Origin of the sequence: Herbaspirillum sp. B65, from assembly GCF_000333555.1 — a bacterium.
Lineage (GTDB): Bacteria > Pseudomonadota > Gammaproteobacteria > Burkholderiales > Burkholderiaceae_D > Herbaspirillum > Herbaspirillum rubrisubalbicans.
In genome coordinates, this window is sequence record NZ_BADI01000448.1 from 1 (window position 1) to 16,134 (window position 16,134).

At 62.9% G+C, this 16,134-nt stretch carries 15 protein-coding genes and 1 pseudogene; 8 read left to right on the forward strand and 8 right to left on the reverse strand.

The window, feature by feature from the left end; all coding sequences use genetic code 11:
- Positions 1-152: 152 nt before the first annotated feature.
- The 3 genes from I5W_RS10625 to I5W_RS10635 are packed head-to-tail and all read right to left on the reverse strand — an operon-like array spanning position 153 to position 4,400.
- The gene (locus I5W_RS10625) at positions 153-1,355 is read right to left on the reverse strand and encodes an MFS transporter (protein WP_044529199.1); all 1,203 of its coding nucleotides are present in this window, start codon (positions 1,353-1,355) and stop codon (positions 153-155) included.
- Positions 1,352-2,383 carry a class I SAM-dependent methyltransferase gene (locus I5W_RS10630; RefSeq protein ID WP_044529200.1) on the reverse strand — a complete coding sequence of 344 codons (1,032 nt, stop codon included), beginning with the start codon at positions 2,381-2,383 and terminating at the stop codon, positions 1,352-1,354. The genes I5W_RS10625 and I5W_RS10630 overlap by 4 nt, the downstream gene beginning before the upstream one ends.
- Before the next feature lie 10 nt (positions 2,384-2,393).
- On the reverse strand, positions 2,394-4,400 hold the full coding sequence (locus tag I5W_RS10635) for a TonB-dependent receptor (protein ID WP_083893510.1): 2,007 nt from the start codon (positions 4,398-4,400) through the stop codon (positions 2,394-2,396).
- A gap of 223 nt (positions 4,401-4,623) precedes the next feature.
- Here I5W_RS10635 and I5W_RS10640 point away from each other — a divergent pair, with 223 nt between their 5' ends.
- Both I5W_RS10640 and trmB read left to right on the forward strand, forming a co-directional pair.
- Entirely contained in the window at positions 4,624-5,571 is a 948-nt protein-coding gene (locus I5W_RS10640; RefSeq protein WP_044529201.1) for a helix-turn-helix domain-containing protein, read from the forward strand.
- A gap of 286 nt (positions 5,572-5,857) precedes the next feature.
- Complete coding sequence (gene trmB / locus I5W_RS10645) at positions 5,858-6,577, forward strand: tRNA (guanosine(46)-N7)-methyltransferase TrmB (RefSeq protein WP_026052266.1); 720 nt, start codon at positions 5,858-5,860, stop codon at positions 6,575-6,577.
- A gap of 123 nt (positions 6,578-6,700) precedes the next feature.
- Here trmB and recQ read toward each other — a convergent pair whose 3' ends face one another.
- The 3 genes from recQ to I5W_RS10660 form a co-directional block, all read right to left on the reverse strand.
- Positions 6,701-8,548 carry a DNA helicase RecQ gene (recQ, locus tag I5W_RS10650; protein WP_044529202.1) on the reverse strand — a complete coding sequence of 616 codons (1,848 nt, stop codon included), beginning with the start codon at positions 8,546-8,548 and terminating at the stop codon, positions 6,701-6,703.
- 38 nt (positions 8,549-8,586) lie between these two features.
- Complete coding sequence (locus I5W_RS10655) at positions 8,587-9,459, reverse strand: undecaprenyl-diphosphate phosphatase (protein ID WP_017454481.1); 873 nt, start codon at positions 9,457-9,459, stop codon at positions 8,587-8,589.
- Positions 9,460-9,594: 135 nt separating this feature from the next.
- Positions 9,595-10,449 carry an undecaprenyl-diphosphate phosphatase gene (locus I5W_RS10660; protein WP_044529203.1) on the reverse strand — a complete coding sequence of 285 codons (855 nt, stop codon included), beginning with the start codon at positions 10,447-10,449 and terminating at the stop codon, positions 9,595-9,597.
- 234 nt (positions 10,450-10,683) lie between these two features.
- On the opposite strand from I5W_RS10660, the pseudogene arsC reads away from it, so the two are divergent.
- A pseudogene (gene arsC, locus I5W_RS10665) lies at positions 10,684-11,046 on the forward strand (arsenate reductase (glutaredoxin)); the annotation flags it as partial.
- A gap of 124 nt (positions 11,047-11,170) precedes the next feature.
- Positions 11,171-11,338 (forward strand): hypothetical protein, encoded by a 168-nt coding sequence (locus tag I5W_RS32425; RefSeq protein ID WP_008325257.1) that lies wholly within the window; start codon positions 11,171-11,173, stop codon positions 11,336-11,338.
- 18 nt (positions 11,339-11,356) lie between these two features.
- Here the strand turns inward: I5W_RS32425 and I5W_RS10670 are convergent, their stop codons facing one another.
- Positions 11,357-11,635: a YkgJ family cysteine cluster protein gene (locus tag I5W_RS10670; RefSeq protein WP_044529205.1), complete on the reverse strand. Its 279-nt coding sequence runs from the start codon at positions 11,633-11,635 to the stop codon at positions 11,357-11,359.
- Between the two features lie 120 nt (positions 11,636-11,755).
- Here I5W_RS10670 and I5W_RS10675 point away from each other — a divergent pair, with 120 nt between their 5' ends.
- From I5W_RS10675 to I5W_RS10685, 3 genes are all read left to right on the forward strand, one after another.
- Complete coding sequence (locus tag I5W_RS10675) at positions 11,756-12,385, forward strand: TetR/AcrR family transcriptional regulator (protein ID WP_017454485.1); 630 nt, start codon at positions 11,756-11,758, stop codon at positions 12,383-12,385.
- Positions 12,386-12,500: 115 nt separating this feature from the next.
- Positions 12,501-13,166, forward strand: coding sequence for a protein-L-isoaspartate O-methyltransferase family protein (locus I5W_RS10680; protein ID WP_044529206.1), 666 nt, complete (start codon positions 12,501-12,503; stop codon positions 13,164-13,166).
- Positions 13,167-13,192: 26 nt separating this feature from the next.
- The gene (locus I5W_RS10685) at positions 13,193-13,516 is read left to right on the forward strand and encodes a rhodanese-like domain-containing protein (RefSeq protein WP_017454487.1); all 324 of its coding nucleotides are present in this window, start codon (positions 13,193-13,195) and stop codon (positions 13,514-13,516) included.
- Between the two features lie 160 nt (positions 13,517-13,676).
- Here I5W_RS10685 and I5W_RS10690 read toward each other — a convergent pair whose 3' ends face one another.
- A complete protein-coding gene (locus I5W_RS10690; RefSeq protein ID WP_044529207.1) occupies positions 13,677-14,321 on the reverse strand; it encodes a TetR family transcriptional regulator in 645 nt (214 codons plus the stop codon).
- Between the two features lie 584 nt (positions 14,322-14,905).
- Here I5W_RS10690 and I5W_RS10695 point away from each other — a divergent pair.
- The gene (locus I5W_RS10695; protein WP_017454489.1) at positions 14,906-16,114 is read left to right on the forward strand and encodes an efflux RND transporter periplasmic adaptor subunit; all 1,209 of its coding nucleotides are present in this window, start codon (positions 14,906-14,908) and stop codon (positions 16,112-16,114) included.
- The last annotated feature ends 20 nt before the right edge of the window (positions 16,115-16,134 follow it).

Consider the following 16,134-nt stretch of genomic DNA (forward strand, 5'->3'; position numbering starts at 1 on the left):
CGCGCTGGGCACCGGTACAATTCCAGCTGATCAAGAACAAACGCAAAGTCATCGCGCAAATCGGTATCCGCTGTGACAGGGCAAATTCCGATCACTCCTGTCATTGCTCTTCCTCCACCTGGGGCATGGGCCGCCCCTCCAGAAGCAAGCGGTCATGCGCTTTCCCGCCTCGAAGTAAGCGGTCGTAGGGCGCTCAGCGCCACCACCGACAAGGCCGCCAAGGCCAGGGCCAGCAGCATGGCGGCATAACCTTGATGGTCCAGCAGCAGACCTGCCACGGGAGGGACGATCAGGCGTCCGAGCGCAAACAGGCTGGCCTGAATGCCGTAGTCCACCGCCTGACGGTGCTGCTGGGCGAAGTCCATCATGAGCGCGAAGGCCAGTGACGACGTCATGCCCATGGCCATGGCCAGCAGGCAGCCCGCCATCGCCACCCAGATCGCCCCGGCGTCCCGCCATACCAGGGTGGCCAGCAGCGCCAGGACCAGGCAGTTGGCAGCCGCCGACAGCGGCAGCACGCGCGGCAGCATCGCACGCCTGACCCAGCATCCTGTGGCCAGACTGGCGACGATACCCAGGCTGCCGCCCCCGACTCCGGCAATCCAGGCGACCTGCGCCACCGGGAATCCCTGGTCCAGCAGCAAGGGCTTGAGGTAAATCCAGGCGGTCGCCACGAACGGGAAATAGCACAGCAACAGAACGGCCCAGCGCCAGGCGCCCGACTGGCGGAAGAAACCGGCGAAGTGCGGGCCGTAAGATCGAGGCTGGCGGGGTGCCATGTCCACCGGCTCCCGCAGCAGCGCCAACGCCGCCAGCGCAAGGGTGAGCAAGGCCGCCATCGCCAGGAAAGGCGCGGACCAACCTTGTGCCTGCGTCAAGAGCAGCATCGCGCCGCCGCCGAGCACCGCCGCAGCAAAGAGGACAGCCGAGCGGATGCCACCGGCCAGTTGCCGTTCGCTCTCCGGCAGCATCTTGATCGCCAGGGCGCTGACCGGCACGTCGATCCAGGTCGCGAGCACGGAAGCCACCAGCATCAGCGCGAACAAGAGCGGCCGGGGCGTGTCCAGGCCCAGTGCTGAGAGCGCCAGCAGTATGGCCACGTAGGCCGCGCCCAACAGCGCCGTCCAACGCACATATGGCTGCCGTGCCGGTCGCCAGCGGTCGACGAGCACGGCCAGAAAGGCCTTGAACAGTGCCGGCAGACCAGCCAGTTGGAACAGTCCGATCACGCTGCCCGACCAACCGTGTTGGCGCATCAGAAGCGGCAGACCGAGCATCAGGTAGACCACCGGGGTGGCCAGGGCCAGCCCGAGGAGGCCGAAGACCAGTTGCTGTGGCAGGTGTGTCGATCTCATGATGCGCTCCGGCGGGCGATCACCAAGGGTGCGGGAGTCAGCGGGCAGCCCTGCAGGACGACGTCGTCCAGCACCTCGAGTCCCCGTTCACGCACGACGCGTGCCAGGGTGCCGCGCTTCCAGACCTGGTGCCCGCGCATGATCAAGGGCAGGTAATAGGGCAGCACCGCGCCCAGGCCGTCACGGTCGGCGGGCAGTTCGGCGTGCACGCTGAGGAAATGCCCGCCCGGTGCCAGCGCGTCACGGATCCGATCCACCGCAGTGTCAAGGTCCGGCACGAAGTGCAGGACGGAAGAACACCAGATCAGGTCGTAACCAGTCCCGATGTCATCACGCAGCAAATCGCCGCCACGACAGCGGAGGCGATCGGCCAGACCAGCCTGTTCGACGTTATGCCGGGCGACCGCGGTCGCGGCCGGCAAGTCGAAAGTCACGCCGTGCCAGGAGGGAAGATGCCGCGCCAGGGCCAGCCCGACCTTGCCCGGCCCGCCGCCCAGGTCGAGGAAGCGGCCCTGCTCAGCCAGGCCGCTTAAGCGTTTCACGCAGGCCAGCGCCACATCGACCGTGACCGCCACCTGTTCCTGCGCGAGCTTGCCTTGTGCGGCTTCGGCCCATGCGGCGCCATCCGGCGGCGCGGCCGCAGCAGCGCCCAGCTTGAGCCATTCGGTGAGCGAGGGCAGCTGTTGTCGCAGCGACTGCAGACGATGGACCAGCGCGTCGGCATAGTAATGCTCGCCATCACGCAGCAGGAACGAGGTCAGCCCGGGCGCGAGCATGTAGGTCGGCATATCGCCATTGGGCGCATCATCGGTGCGCACCACCACCCCCATGGACCAGAGTAGATCAAGCAGCTGTTGCGCACTCGCAGGATGCAGCGCTAGCCGCGCAGCGAGCGCCTCGGCGCTGGACGGCGTTTCCATCACGGCCAGCAGGCCCGCCCGTATTGCCGTTTCCAGCGCCTGCGCCTTGACCGAAGAGAGGGCAAGATCCCAGCATGATTGCAACGGATGAGCAGTATCGATAGTCATGCGGCGATCCTTAAAAACGATAGCTCAGACGCACCCCGAATTCGCGGGGCGGACTGTAGACGGTGGCCGTGCCGTTGAGGATGCCCACGGCGTCATAGGTCTTGTTGGCCGCGTTGTGGACGAAGGCCGTGAGTTCGGCATGGCCGATGCTGTGACCCGCAGAGAGATTCACCAACCCGTAGCCGGGCTGGCGGTAACGGTTGGCGGCGTCCAGATAGACCCGACCGACGCCGCTCACATTGGCCTGGGCATACCAGCCCTGCGGCGCGTCGTAGCGCACCCCCAGATAGCCATTGATATCGGGGGCGAAGGGATTGCGGTTGTGGTCATAGTTGTTGGCCCCATCCTGGAATTTCTGGAAACGGGTGCGATTGAGTCCGAGGGCGGCCTGGATCTGCCAGCCTGCACCGAGCAGGTATTGCAGCTCGGCCTCGGCGCCCACCGAACGTCCGGTGGCCGCATTGGTGACAAATACCTGACCCGCCTGCCCCATCTGCTGCACTTGCATGTCGCGCACGTTCATCAGGTACACCGACGTGCCATAGCGCAGGCGTCGGTTCAGCACACTGCCCTTGGCACCGAGCTCGAAGGAGCGTACCCGCTCCGAGGCATAGCGTCGATACGTTTCGGGAGCGAAGGCATTGAAGCCGCCGGCGCGGTAGCCATCGGCCACACTGGCATAGATCTGTGCCTGCGGCTGCCACTGGTATTGCAGCGCCAGCTTGGGGGAAAAGTTCGTGAAATCCTGGGACTGTTGCTTGCCTGCGGCCATGGCAAAGCGCACCTCATCGCGCTCGATGCGAGCGCCAGCGGTCAGCGACCACTGGGACGCCAATGGCACGCTCCAGTTGGTGAACAATGCCGTCGAATTGCCTTTCTGCTTGGCGTTGGTCATGGTCAGCGACAGCGGGGTCTTTTGCTCGAAACGCAGGTCGTGGTCGTCGCGATCGGCGTACAGGCCGATCAACCATTGCGCCTGGCCCCATTGGCCCTCCAAGCGCAATTCCTGCGAGAGCGTGCTGAAGTGGTGGTCGCGCGCCATATGCAACCTGTCGACCGGAAGAAAGTCGCTATCCTGTTGCAGGCGATCGGTGTACTGGCTGCTTGCGGTGATCGAGCGCAGGCGCACTCCCGATGCCAGTTCATGGGCCACATCCAGCGCGACGGTGCGCGCAGTCGAATCATTGAAGCCATCCGTTCCAGAGCGCACTTGCGCTCGCTGGGGCGAGTTGATGGCGCCCCAGAGCGAGGCCCCGTCCCGGTAGTCGCGCTGGGTGTAGCGCAGCGTGGCATCGGTGCGCTGGCCCGGGGTCCAGCGCAGCGTGAGCCGACCATTGCGCCGCAGGCGGCGGTCCTCCTTGCGCCCTTTGAAGGTATTGTCGATAAAGCCGTCCTGCTCGGCGAACTCGCCGGCCACCCCCAGATAAAGACTGTCCTTGAGCAGCGCGTGGCTGGCATCGAAGCGCAACACGTGCTTGTCGCGGCTGCCGACTTCCGTGGAGACGAGTGCATAGGGATCGTTACCCGGCTTGCGGGTGACAATGTTGACCACCCCGCTCTCGGCGTTACGGCCGTAGAGCGTAGATTGCGGCCCACGCAGCACCTCCACCCGCTCGACCCCCAACAGGTTGTCGTCGAAACCCTGGGCTCTCAAGGTCGGCACCCCGTCCACCACCAACGCAGTCGAAGAGGAGAACGAGATGACGTTGGCCGTGATGCCGCGCATGACCGGTGGCATCACCCCCGACTGCCCCATTGCCTGGAAACTGAACCCAGGCGTCATCCTGGCGACCTCTTCAAGGCTGGTGATGCCGGCCGCTTCCAGATCCTCCCCGACGAATGCCGAAACACTGGCCGCCACCGATTCCAGCGATTGCACCTGCTTGTTGGCCGTCACGGTCACCGTCGGGAGTTCAGGCTTGCTCTGCGCATAGGCCTCCCCCTCCAGACTCGCCAGCAGGACCGGCAGCCAAAGACGCCTGGTGCAACGCTTCGTTTTGCTACTTGTTGACTCCATTTCCTTGACTCCAAATAGACAGAAATAGCCACTACTTCGGCCGCCACCGGCAAGCCCGCACCAACTAGCGCGTCATGCCATCCGCAGCGGTTGACGATCAATGTCTGATGGATAATAATCTTAAATAAAAATGATTCTCATTAAGTTTTGTATCCGATCCAATGTTTTTCGTATGCGATCCGTGCCATCGGACTGAAAGCACGGCAAAGGAGGAGGAGGTCATATGCCGTACCGTGTATCACTGGAGATCCTGAGACGTCGGGAAACACGACGACAAGGTTGGGAAAGGCAGCAGTTACCGGATGAACTGGGCCCATGTCTGACCGACAGCTTGCATGTCGGTCCACAGTTGAGTCTGCTCAAGACGCAATACCAGCCGCGCCAGGACCTGGTGGAAGACAGCACCAAACAACTGGAACAGCCGGTCCTGGCGATCACGCTGGGCTTGGCCGGGGAATCGATGTACCGCGGTCGTTGTGGTACGGAACTGTTCTTTCGTCGCGGCTACACGACGGTGTCGACCTTCCGCTGCATCCAGGGTGAACGTCGCTATCAGTGCGAGTGCGGGGTGAGGCAGTTGCGCTTGCTGATCGGTGCTCAAACGCTGGACTACTATCTGGGCAGCGAAACGGCCTGCAAGCTGCTGCACGCTGGCAAGGGCGGCGTACAGCAATTGGCGCATCGACCGACGACCGGCGCCAGCCTGGCTCACGTCAATGCCCTGCTGAGGGAAACCGAGGTGGAGGCCCCCGACACCTTGCAGACGCACATCCATGTCCTGAGCCTGCTGGCCGAGCAAGTGCGTCATCTGGACCTGCAAGGCGCGCAGCGCACACCCCGTCATTGCCAGCGGGATATCGAAAAACTCGATCAAGCCCGCTCCCTCCTGGAGAAGCGGATGCACCAGAACCTCACCGTCTCCGAGCTGGCCGCTGCGGTGAGCCTGAATGAATGCAAACTGCGGGAGGGCTTCCACCATCGCTTCAACAAGAGCCCTCATCGGCTGCTGCTGGAAGTGCGAATGCAGAAAGCCTGGCAACTGCTGGAAACCGGTTGCCAAGTGGCCGAGGCGGCCTATGCGGTAGGCTATGAGCATCCCAGCAACTTCAGCGCGGCCTTCTCGCGCTTCTTTGGTTGCCCGCCGAAATCCGTATTCGGGCCGAAGCGCTGAAGGCCGGCAGGATGCCTGCAAGTACCGTTGAGCCACGATGCGGTGGACCAGATCGAGCATGAAGTGAAGCGATACCGGCAGACGGCTTTGCTTGCCGTAGCAGGGCTGGGCGGTACATAATGTGGCCTTGTTCCATTGGATGAATAGAAAAATTTCAATCAATGGCTTGGGTGCAATATCGTGTTCCCTCGTGTTCCTGTCACCCGCTCCGCTTCCCTGTGGCCCTTCGCCCGTCCTTGACCGGCGCGATTTTGCGGTCCGCACCTCATCACTGCTTCGAGTCATCATGTCTGAAAACAAAGCCGGCAAGCCGCTGTTCTACGATCCCAGCGAGCGCCGTATCCGTAGTTTCGTTACCCGCGCCGGGCGCGTGTCGGTGGCCCAAGGCCGGGCGCTGGAGGAGCTGGGCCCGCGCTTCCTGGTGCCGTATGAAAAGGCGCCGCTGGACCTGGCCGCGACCTTTGGCCGGCAGGCGCCGACCATCCTGGAAATCGGCTTCGGCATGGGCGAGACCAGCGCCAAGATCTCGGCCCTGATGCCGGAGAAGAACTTCATCGGCGTCGAAGTCCATACGCCGGGCGTGGGCAGCTATCTCAAGCTGATCGGCGAAGGTGAGCTCGACAACGTGCGCATCATCCAGCACGACGCCGTGGAAGTGCTGACCAACATGATCGCGCCCGCCACCCTGGCCGGGGTGCATGTGTTCTTCCCCGATCCCTGGCACAAGGCGCGTCACAACAAGCGTCGCCTGATCCAGAGCCCGCTGGTACAGTTGATCAGTTCGCGCCTGGCCCCCGGTGGCTACATCCACTGCGCCACCGACTGGGAAGAATATGCGGTGCAGATGCTGGAAGTGCTGTCGGCCGAGCCGACGCTGAAGAACACGGCCACCGATCCTTCCGGTTACGTGCCGCGCCCGGAATATCGCGATACCACCAAGTTCGAGAACCGCGGGCTGCGCCTGGGCCATGGGGTGTGGGACCTGGTGTTCGAAAAGCGCGCCTGATCGCTGGCCCTCCCCGCCTCAACAAAAACGGCATGTTCCTTCACAGGACATGCCGTTTTTGCTGCTGGCTGCGAGTACCAATGTAGAAAACTTCATATCGCGGCGTTAAAGGCCTTAGCCACCCTACCCACCCTGCATCTCGGCGATCAGGGCGATGATCTGGGCGCCATAGGTTTCCAGTTTCTTCTCGCCCACGCCGGTGACGTGGCGCAGCTCATCCAGCGATTGCGGGCGGGCCTTGGCGATTTCGCGCATGGTGGCGTCGTGGAAGATGACGTAGGCCGGCACATTGTGGGCGCGTGCGGTTTCCACGCGCCACCAGCGCAGTTTTTCGAAGAGCGCCTGTTCCTCGGTGTTGAGATCGGTCTCGACGAAGCTGGAACGTTGCGACGTACGCTTGGCCTTTTCCGGCTTGCGGTAGCGGCGCAACTGCACCTGCTGGGCGCCGCGCAGCACCGGGCGCGCGGCTTCGGTGAGCTTCAAGGCGCTGTAGTTCTCGGCATCCACCGTCAGCAAACCCAGCGCGATGACCTGGCGCAGGATGGCGCGCCATTCGGCCTCGCCGCGGTCACTGCCGATGCCAAAGACCGAGAGCTGGTCGTGGCGCCACTGCTTGACGCGCTCGCCATCGATGCCGCGCAGCACTTCGATCACGTGGCCGGGGGCGAAGCGCTGCTCGACGCGATAGACGGTGGAAAGCAGCTTTTGTACCTCGACCGTGGCGTCGAAGGATTCCGGGGGCGTCAGGCAGGTGTCGCAATTGCCGCAGGGGCCGGATTGTTCGCCGAAGTAATCGAGCAGGTGCACGCGCCGGCAATGCAAGGTCTCGCACAGCGACAGCATGGCGTCGAGCTTGGTGCCGAGCACGCGCTTGAAGGTGTCGTCGGCTTCGGATTCGTCGATCATGCGGCGTTGCTGCACCACGTCCTGCAGGCCATAGGCCATCCAGGCGTCGGCGGGCAGGCCGTCACGACCGGCGCGGCCGGTTTCCTGGTAGTAGCCTTCCACGCTCTTGGGCAGATCCAGGTGGCAGACGAAGCGCACGTCAGGCTTGTCGATACCCATGCCGAAGGCGATGGTGGCGACCATCACGATCTTGTCTTCGCGCAGGAAACGCGCCTGGTTCTTGGTGCGCAGCGCATAGTCCATGCCGGCGTGGTAGGCCAGCGCATTGATGCCCTCGCCGCGCAGGAACTCGGCGGTCTCCTCGACCTTCTTGCGCGAGAGGCAATAGACGATGCCGGCGTCTTCCGGGTGTTCACTCTTGATGAAATCGAGCAACTGTTTGCGACCGTTGGCCTTTTCCACGATCTGGTAGCGGATGTTGGGACGGTCGAAGGAGGAGACGAACTGGCGCGCATCTTCCAGTTGCAGGCGATGGATGATCTCTTCGCGGGTCTGCTGGTCGGCGGTGGCCGTCAGTGCGATGCGGGGCACCTGTGGAAAGCGCTCGTGCAGGATGGAGAGCTTGATGTATTCCGGGCGGAAATCATGGCCCCATTGCGAGACGCAGTGCGCCTCATCGATGGCGAAGAGCGCGATGCGGGCCGATTCGAGCAGGTCCAGGCAGCGTGGCGTCATCAGCCGCTCGGGCGCGACGTAGAGCACGTCCAGATCACCCTGGCGCAGGCGGCGCTCGATCTGCAGGGCTTCGTCGAAACTCTGGGTGGAGTTGAGGAAGGCCGCCCGCACGCCGACTTCGGCCAGCGCATCGACCTGATCCTGCATCAGCGCGATCAATGGCGAGACCACCACCCCGGTGCCCTCGCGCAGCAGCGCCGGCACCTGGTAGCACAGCGACTTGCCGCCGCCGGTGGGCATGAGCACCAGGGCATCGCCGCCAGCGGCGACGTGCTGGACGATCTCGCCCTGGTGACCGCGGAAGGACGAGTAGCCGAACACCGTTTCCAGCACGTGCAGTGCGCGTTCTTGCTGGGTGGCGCCGGGAGGCAGGGAATCGAGATCGACCATGGAAAAACCTGAAGCTGCTGCGTAGCAAAGGCGCTATTTTATTGCAGCCAGCCGCGCGACACGCCCAAGAGCAGGAAAACGCCCAGCGCAGCTCGATAGACAATGAAGGGCCATGTCGAGAAACGCTCCAGGAATTTCATCAAGCCCCAGATCGCCGCGAAGGCCGAGACGCTCGCCACGGCCAGGCCGAACAGCAGTACGCCCCAGGCTTCCAGCGGGATATGCGCGTGCAGCAGCACGGCCAGTTCCTTCAATCCGGCCAGGGCGATGGCGGGCAAGCCCAGCAGGAAGGAGAAGCGCGCGGCTTCTTCGCGACGGAAGTTCAGGAACAGCGCCGCGGTGAGCGTGGAGCCGGAACGCGAGACGCCGGGGATGAGCGCGCCGACCTGGGCCAGGCCGACGATGAAGGCATCGCGCAGGCGCATCTGGTCGACGCTGCGACGATGGCGACACACCAGTTCGGACAGCGCCAGCAAACCCGCCATGACGATGCAGGACCAGCCGATCACCGACAGGCTGCGCAACGGCGAGCCACAGGCATTCAAGACATGCGACAACGCCAGGCCGGCGATGCCGATGGGAATGGTGGCCAGGATGATGGCCACGGCCAGCTTGAACATGGGGTCGCTGAAATCGCGACGGCGCCAGGCGGCCAGGCTGCCACCGGTGACGGCCGTCACATCGCGCCGGAAGTAGCTGATGACTGCGGCCAGCGCCGCCAGTTGCATGGCGGCCGAAAAGGCCGAGCCGGGATCGTGCCAGCCGAGGAAGGCGGGTACCACGCGCATGTGGGCGGTGGAAGAAATGGGGAGCAGTTCGGTGATGCCCTGGACGATGCCCAGGAAACCGATCTGTGCGTAACTGAGGGAGGCAAAGCCGATATCAAGCCCGGCGCTGCAGACGTTGGCCATGGAGTATGCTCTGAAGGGAGTTGGCGAAAAGGAAGTCAGGAACTGCCGCCGGCATCAAAGATCAAGTCTCAAGGCCGGCGACAGGCATCGCAGTGTACCGCGCCAGCTACGGCGCTGACTGACAGCAAGCTGACATCAGTCAACCCAGGCTACGGTGCCGGTATAGGCGGTGGCCAGGACGATGATGCCGAAGACGATGCGGTACCAGGCGAAGAGGGTGAAATCGTGCGAGCTGATGTAGCGCAACAGCCAGCGCACGCACAGGAAGGCCGAGACGAAGGCGGCCACGGTACCCACGGTGAAGAGCGGCACGTCGGCCGCCGACAGCAGGGCGCGCTCCTTGTAGAGGGAATAGATGGTAGCGGCAAAGAGCGTGGGGATGGCCAGGAAGAACGAGAATTCGGTGGCCGCCTTGCGCGACAGACCGAACATCATGCCGCCGATGATGGTGGCGCCCGAGCGGCTGGTGCCGGGGATCAGGGCGAAGGCCTGGGCGATGCCGACCTTCAGGGCATCCAGCGGAGTCATGTCATCCACCGTTTCGACGCGCGCCGAGGCCATGCTCATGCGGTCCTTGTTGCGGCGTTCCACCCACAGGATGATCAAGCCGCCGACGATGAAGGCAATGGCCACCGAGACCGGGTTGAACAGTACGTCCTTGATGCGGCGGCTGAACAGGAAGCCCAGGATGGCCGCCGGCAAGAAAGCCACGATCAGGTTGATCACCAGGCGTTGGGCCTTGCGATCGGAAAACATGCCGGTCAGCACGGTGGCGATACGCACCCGGTATTCCCAGCACACCGCCAGGATGGCGCCGGCCTGGATGACGATCTCGAAGACGTCGGCTTTTTCCTTGGAGAACTCAGGGCCGGTGAATTGCAGCAGGCTATTGGTGAGGATCAGGTGGCCGGTGGAGGAAATGGGCAGGAATTCGGTCAGGCCTTCGACGATGCCCATGATGAGCGCCTTGAGCGCGAGGAGAGTATCCATACGGGTGCTGTGGGTGGCTTTTTCTGAGGGGTTGAAGGGAAATGCTGGGGATTGTGCCGTTTTGAGCTGAGAAAGCGGGCTCAAAGCCGGCGGGATCACCACTTGTCGGCATCAGGATGCATTGAATGCACTGCAACAAAATCGAATTCTACATTAGCAGCGTGACAAAACTCGCGTTTTCCGGCCATCGATCCGGGCTACCATGTAGTTTTCTTCTGTCTCCGGCAAACCAAGATGAGCAATAGTTCCATCACTATCTATCACAACCCCAAATGCGGCACCTCGCGCAATGTGCTGCAAGGCCTGCGCGATGGCGGGGTCGAGCCGACCATCATCGAATACCTGAAGAACCCGCCCGACCGGGCCACTCTGACCGGGCTGATCGCCGCCATGGGCGTGCCGGTACGCGAGGTGGTGCGCAGCAAGGAGGCGCTCTACCAGGAGCTGGGGCTGGGGCTGGATGACGCCGCTGTGAGCGATGAACAATTGATCGATGCGATGCTGGCCCATCCCATCCTGATCAATCGTCCCATCGTGGTCACGCCCAAGGGCACGATGCTGGTGCGGCCCAGCGAACGGTTGGCCGAGATTTCCCCTTAAGCACTGAAATGGGGCACATCGCCCCGGCATCAGCAGTCATTTGAGCTCAATCACGCCATACGGCAGCGATCCGTGGTACAAAGTGGGAGTTCCCCCTCCCCCATCGACATCAGGAGCAGCGGTGCATCATCGACACGAAGAAAGTACTGCCGATCTGAAGGAGCTGACGACCATCGCTCCCATCAGCCGTGAAGCCCATGCCGCCCACCTCAAGGAAAAGGTGGATACCCGGCGGCTCATTGAGGATATTCGCGAAGAGGCGCGACGGCGGCGCGAGGAGGCTTTCTAGCCGCCTGCTGATACCCGGTCAGCGCGCTGGTGGTGACGGCTGGCCCGGCGCGGTCAGTTGCTCCAGTTGCGTGAGCCAGGTAATGGCTTGCGTGCGGTTGTCGCCGCACATCTCGCGCGATGGCTGCAAGCCGGCGCAGAAGGCCGGTCGCTGTGGCTGTCCAAAGATCTGGCAACGCATGTCCTGGCCCAACTGCACGCAAGGCACGTTGGCCGGTTTGCCATGGGGCATTCCGGGTATGGGGCTGGTGATGGAAGGGGCGATGCAGCAGGCGCCGCACGCGTCTCGGCATTTCATGGACGTTCCTGGTGGCGCGGTGGGCCTGCATTGTAGTGCATCGCGCCGCGCTTGACCTGGCGGCTTGACGCCAGTGCGGCTTGCCACTTACAGTGCCCCGTCCCGGTAATTTTGTTTCTCATGTCTGCATTGGCCAAAGAACCGCGTTGGGAAAGACGCAAGCAGGATCGCCCTCAGGAATTGCTGGCGGCGGCCTTGGAATTGTTCGTCGAACGCGGCTATGCCGCCACCCGCCTGGAAGACGTGGCCTCCCGCGCGGGTGTCTCCAAGGGCACGCTCTATCTCTACTTCGATGGCAAGGAAAGCCTGTTCAAGTCGGTGGTGCGCGCCAATATGCTGCCGCTGCTGGACCAGGCCGAGGCGCGCATCGAGGGCCACGCCGGCAGCAGCGCCGAGTTGCTGCGCGACCTGCTCATGCACTGGTGGCAGGCGGCCTCGCACTCGGGTGTGATGGGCATCGCCAAGCTGATGGTGGCCGAATCGGGCAACTTCCCGGAACTGGCACGCTTCTATCACGAAGAGATCACCGTGCGTGGCGACGCCACCATCGTGCGTGTGCTGGAACGCGGCATGGCACGCGGCGAATTCCGCCAGGTCGATGTCGATGTGATGAAAAAGGTGATCGTCGCGCCCATCGTGATGTTGATGTTGTGGGACCAGTCGCTCGCCCCCTGCGCCGTAGCCCCCATCGATCCCCTGGCCTATCTGGATAACATGATCGACCTTTGCCTGCACGGGCTCAAGGCTTGAAATGCCGGCAGTGCCGGGCGGCCCGCGCAGATTGCATGGGAACCGGCCCCTAGCTGGGCGGTGTTTGATAAAATGCTGGCTTTCCGTCGCTACTAGATGAGATCGAGCCACCGCCATGAATATCGAACAAGCCCGCTTCAACATGATCGAACAGCAAATCCGTCCCTGGAACGTGCTGGCGCAGGACGTGCTGGACCTGCTGATGGTCGTCAAGCGTGAAGAATTCGTCCCGGCCGCCTATCGCAGCCTGGCCTTCTTCGACACCGAGATCCCGCTGCCGGGTGGTGAAAACATGCTGGCGCCCAAGATCGAAGCGCGCATCCTGCAGGAAGCCAACGTCAAGAAGCATGAATACGTGCTGGAAATCGGCGCCGGTTCGGGCTACATGGCAGCCCTGCTGGCCCACAAGGCGCGTCACGTGACGACCGTGGAAATCTCGCCGGAATTGAAAGCCCTGGCCGCACAGAACCTGGCCGACTACGGCGTGGCCAATGTGGACGTGCAACTGGGCAATGGTGCGCAAGGCTGGGTAGGCGCCGATGGCACTGCCGGCGAATACGACGTGATCGTCATCTCGGGCTCGCTGCCAGTGCTGCCGGACGCCTTCGGCAAGCAACTCAAGATCGGTGGTCGCCTGCTGGCCATCGTCGGTTCGGCCCCGGTGATGGAATTGCAACTGATCACCCGCACCTCGGAACACGTCTTCGAGACCGTCAACATCGTGGAAACCCTGGCCAAGCCGCTGCACGCAGCGATCACGCCGTCCCACTTCACGTTCTGAAGATAACCGCACCACAGGAAAGCATCATGGAGCACATCTCTGCCCCGGAACTGGCGGCCTGGATCAACGACCCGGATCGTCCCACGCCCCTGCTGCTGGACGTGCGCGAGCCCTGGGAACACCAGACCTGCCACATCGCCGGCGTACAACTGGTGCCGATGAACACCATCCCCGGCCGCTTCTCCGAATTCGATGAAGAGCAGCCGGTGGTGTGCATCTGTCACCACGGCGGTCGCAGTATGCAGGTGGCGGCCTTCCTGGAGCGCCAGGGCTTTAGCAAGGTCATCAACCTGAGCGGCGGTGTCCATGCCTGGGCCAGCCAGGTCGATCCCTCCATGCCGACCTACTGATCTGGTCTATTGATTCATATCGCATTCAGGCCGGCGGGCGTCATGCACATGGCGCAGGCCGGTCTGGCGGGGGCCGGGTTCTCCGGCCTGCCTGATTTTCCTTCCGTTTTATCTTTTTCCTTCATATCGCTCGGAAACCATCCCGTTCCGTTTGCGAGGCTCACTCGGGCGCTAGCTTCTGCAGCGAGGGTGCGGTCTTGAGCGCATAGAGCGAAGCGGCCAGGATGCGTTCGCCGTCCTTGACCAGATCAAAGCTGTCGGGCGAAAAGAACCAGTCGGTGAGCAAGCCACTGAAGGTGGCGTGCGCCGCCAGGCAGGCCAGGCGGATGTCGAGCGTCGCCGGGAGTTGGCCGCGCGCCACCGCGTTCATCAATATCTGCTCTAGCCGCAACAGCCCGTCCACATGGCATTCGCGCTGGCGGATCAGGATCGGGTCGTGGGCGTCGGCAAATTCACATTTGTTGAAGATGATGTCGAACACGCGCCGGCAGCGCTCATCGGTGGCGGCCATGGTCAACACATAGATGCCGCTGCGCAGGAACTGGCCCAGCGGATCCTCCAGCTGCGGGCTGGCGTTTTCTTCCAGTACCGCTTCCATGGGCAGGCGCACGCGCTCGCACATGGCGTCGAACAGGTCACTCTTGTTCTTGAAATGCCAGTAGATGGCGCCGCGCGTGACCTCGGCCGCCTTGGCCACATCGGCCAGCGAAGTCTGCGAGACGCCGCGCTCGTGGAATACCTGCTCGGCCGCATCGAGGATGCGGGCCCGGGTTTCCAGCGCTTCTTCCTTGGTTGAACGGGCCATCTCAGCAAGCTCCTGGGAAAACGTTGGTTGAGGGCTCCATCAGCGGATCGTGCCGCCGGTGTTGCGTTCGCACATGGGCGGCAGCGGCCGCTTCACCTGCCATCGCAGCGCCTGCGCAGAAACGGTCATGGAGGAAAAATAATTCATCGTGCACAATATCAAGCTGTCTGTTTCGTCTTCCCCCAGCCAGGCCGTGGCAGCGCGACAGAGAAGAAGAACTCGGTTTCATGTCTGGGGAAACGGCATTTGAGTGGCCTTCTGCGCAAAATGCAAGGAATCACTCATATTTTTCTACGCCGTTTCGAACAAGTTTGTTAAATTAATGTGTTCCAGAGAAGAAATACATACATTCATGGATGTATGTATAATAGCATCCGCGTCAAGCTCCTGCCGTTCATCATGTGCAAAAAAATTCATCACCCTTGCCGGGATGCGGGTGGGGAATATTTTGCATTGCAATAACGTAGCCAGGGTCATCCGCCTCCACCGTCAGGTGACAGGCACAGCACCATCGTGACCGGTTCAACCGAATTCGTTTCAGCGCCGCCCTGGCGGCTTCAACTTTACTTTCGTGCGAGATATCTATGAGCTCAGTCAGTCGTTTCACGCGCCTCACCATGACCGTCGCCGTTGCCGCCGCGCTGGTCGCCTGCGGACAGAAACCCGCCGCGCAAGGCGGCCCGATGCCGGCCCCCGAGGTGTCGGTGGTGACCATCGCCCCGCAGCGCGTGGCCATTACCAATGAACTGCCGGGTCGCGTGGAAGCCTTCCGCACGGCGCAGGTGCGCGCCCGAGTGGCGGGCATTGTGCAAAAGCGCGTCTTCAAGGAAGGCAGCGAAGTCAAGGAAGGCCAGGTGCTGTTCCAGATCGATCCGGCCCAGTACAAGGCCAGCCTGGAAAGCGCCCAAGCCACGCTGGCGCGCGCCCAGGCCAACCTGACCCAGACTTCGCTGACCGCGCAGCGCTATAAGCCGCTGGTGGAAGTCAACGCCGTCTCCAAGATGGATTACGACAATGCAGTGGCCGCCCAGAAGCAGGCCGAGGCCGATGTGGCCTCCGGCAAGGCGGCAGTCCAGACCGCCAGCCTGAACCTGGGCTATGCCACCGTGACCTCGCCCATCTCCGGCCGCATCGGCCGTGCGTTGGTGACCGAGGGTGCGCTGGTGGGCCAGGGGGATGCCACCCAACTGGCGCTGGTACAGCAGCTCGATCCGGTCTATGTCAACGTGACCCAGTCCAGCGCCGACCTGTTGAAGCTGCAGCAGGCGATGGCCGCCGGGCAGTTGAAGAATGTCGGCGACAACAAGGCCAAAGTGACCCTGGTGCTGGAAAACGGCCAGCCCTACGACCAGCCGGGCAAGCTGCTGTTCTCGGATGTCAGTGTGGATGAAAGCACCGGTTCGGTCTCGCTGCGCGCGGAATTCCCCAACCCCAAGCGCCTGCTGCTGCCGGGTACCTACGTGCGTACCAAGGTCGAACAGGCCGTGGATGACCAGGCCCTGCTGGTGCCGCAACAGGCTGTGATGCGCGACGCCGGGGGTTCAATCGTGATGGTGGTCAATGCCGAGAACAAGGTCGAACCGCGTCCGGTCAAGACCGGTGGCGCACGCGGCAACAACTGGCAAGTTCTCGATGGCTTGAAGGAAGGTGATCGCGTCATCGTGGAAGGCCTGCAAAAGGTCCGCCCGGGCGCCACTGTCAAGCCGGTCCAATGGAGTCCCGCGGGCGCTCCCGCAGCGGCTACCGGCCAAGCGGCCAAGCCAGAGGCGAGCGCCCAACCGAAAGCTAACTAAGAGGCTGCCAGATGGGAAAG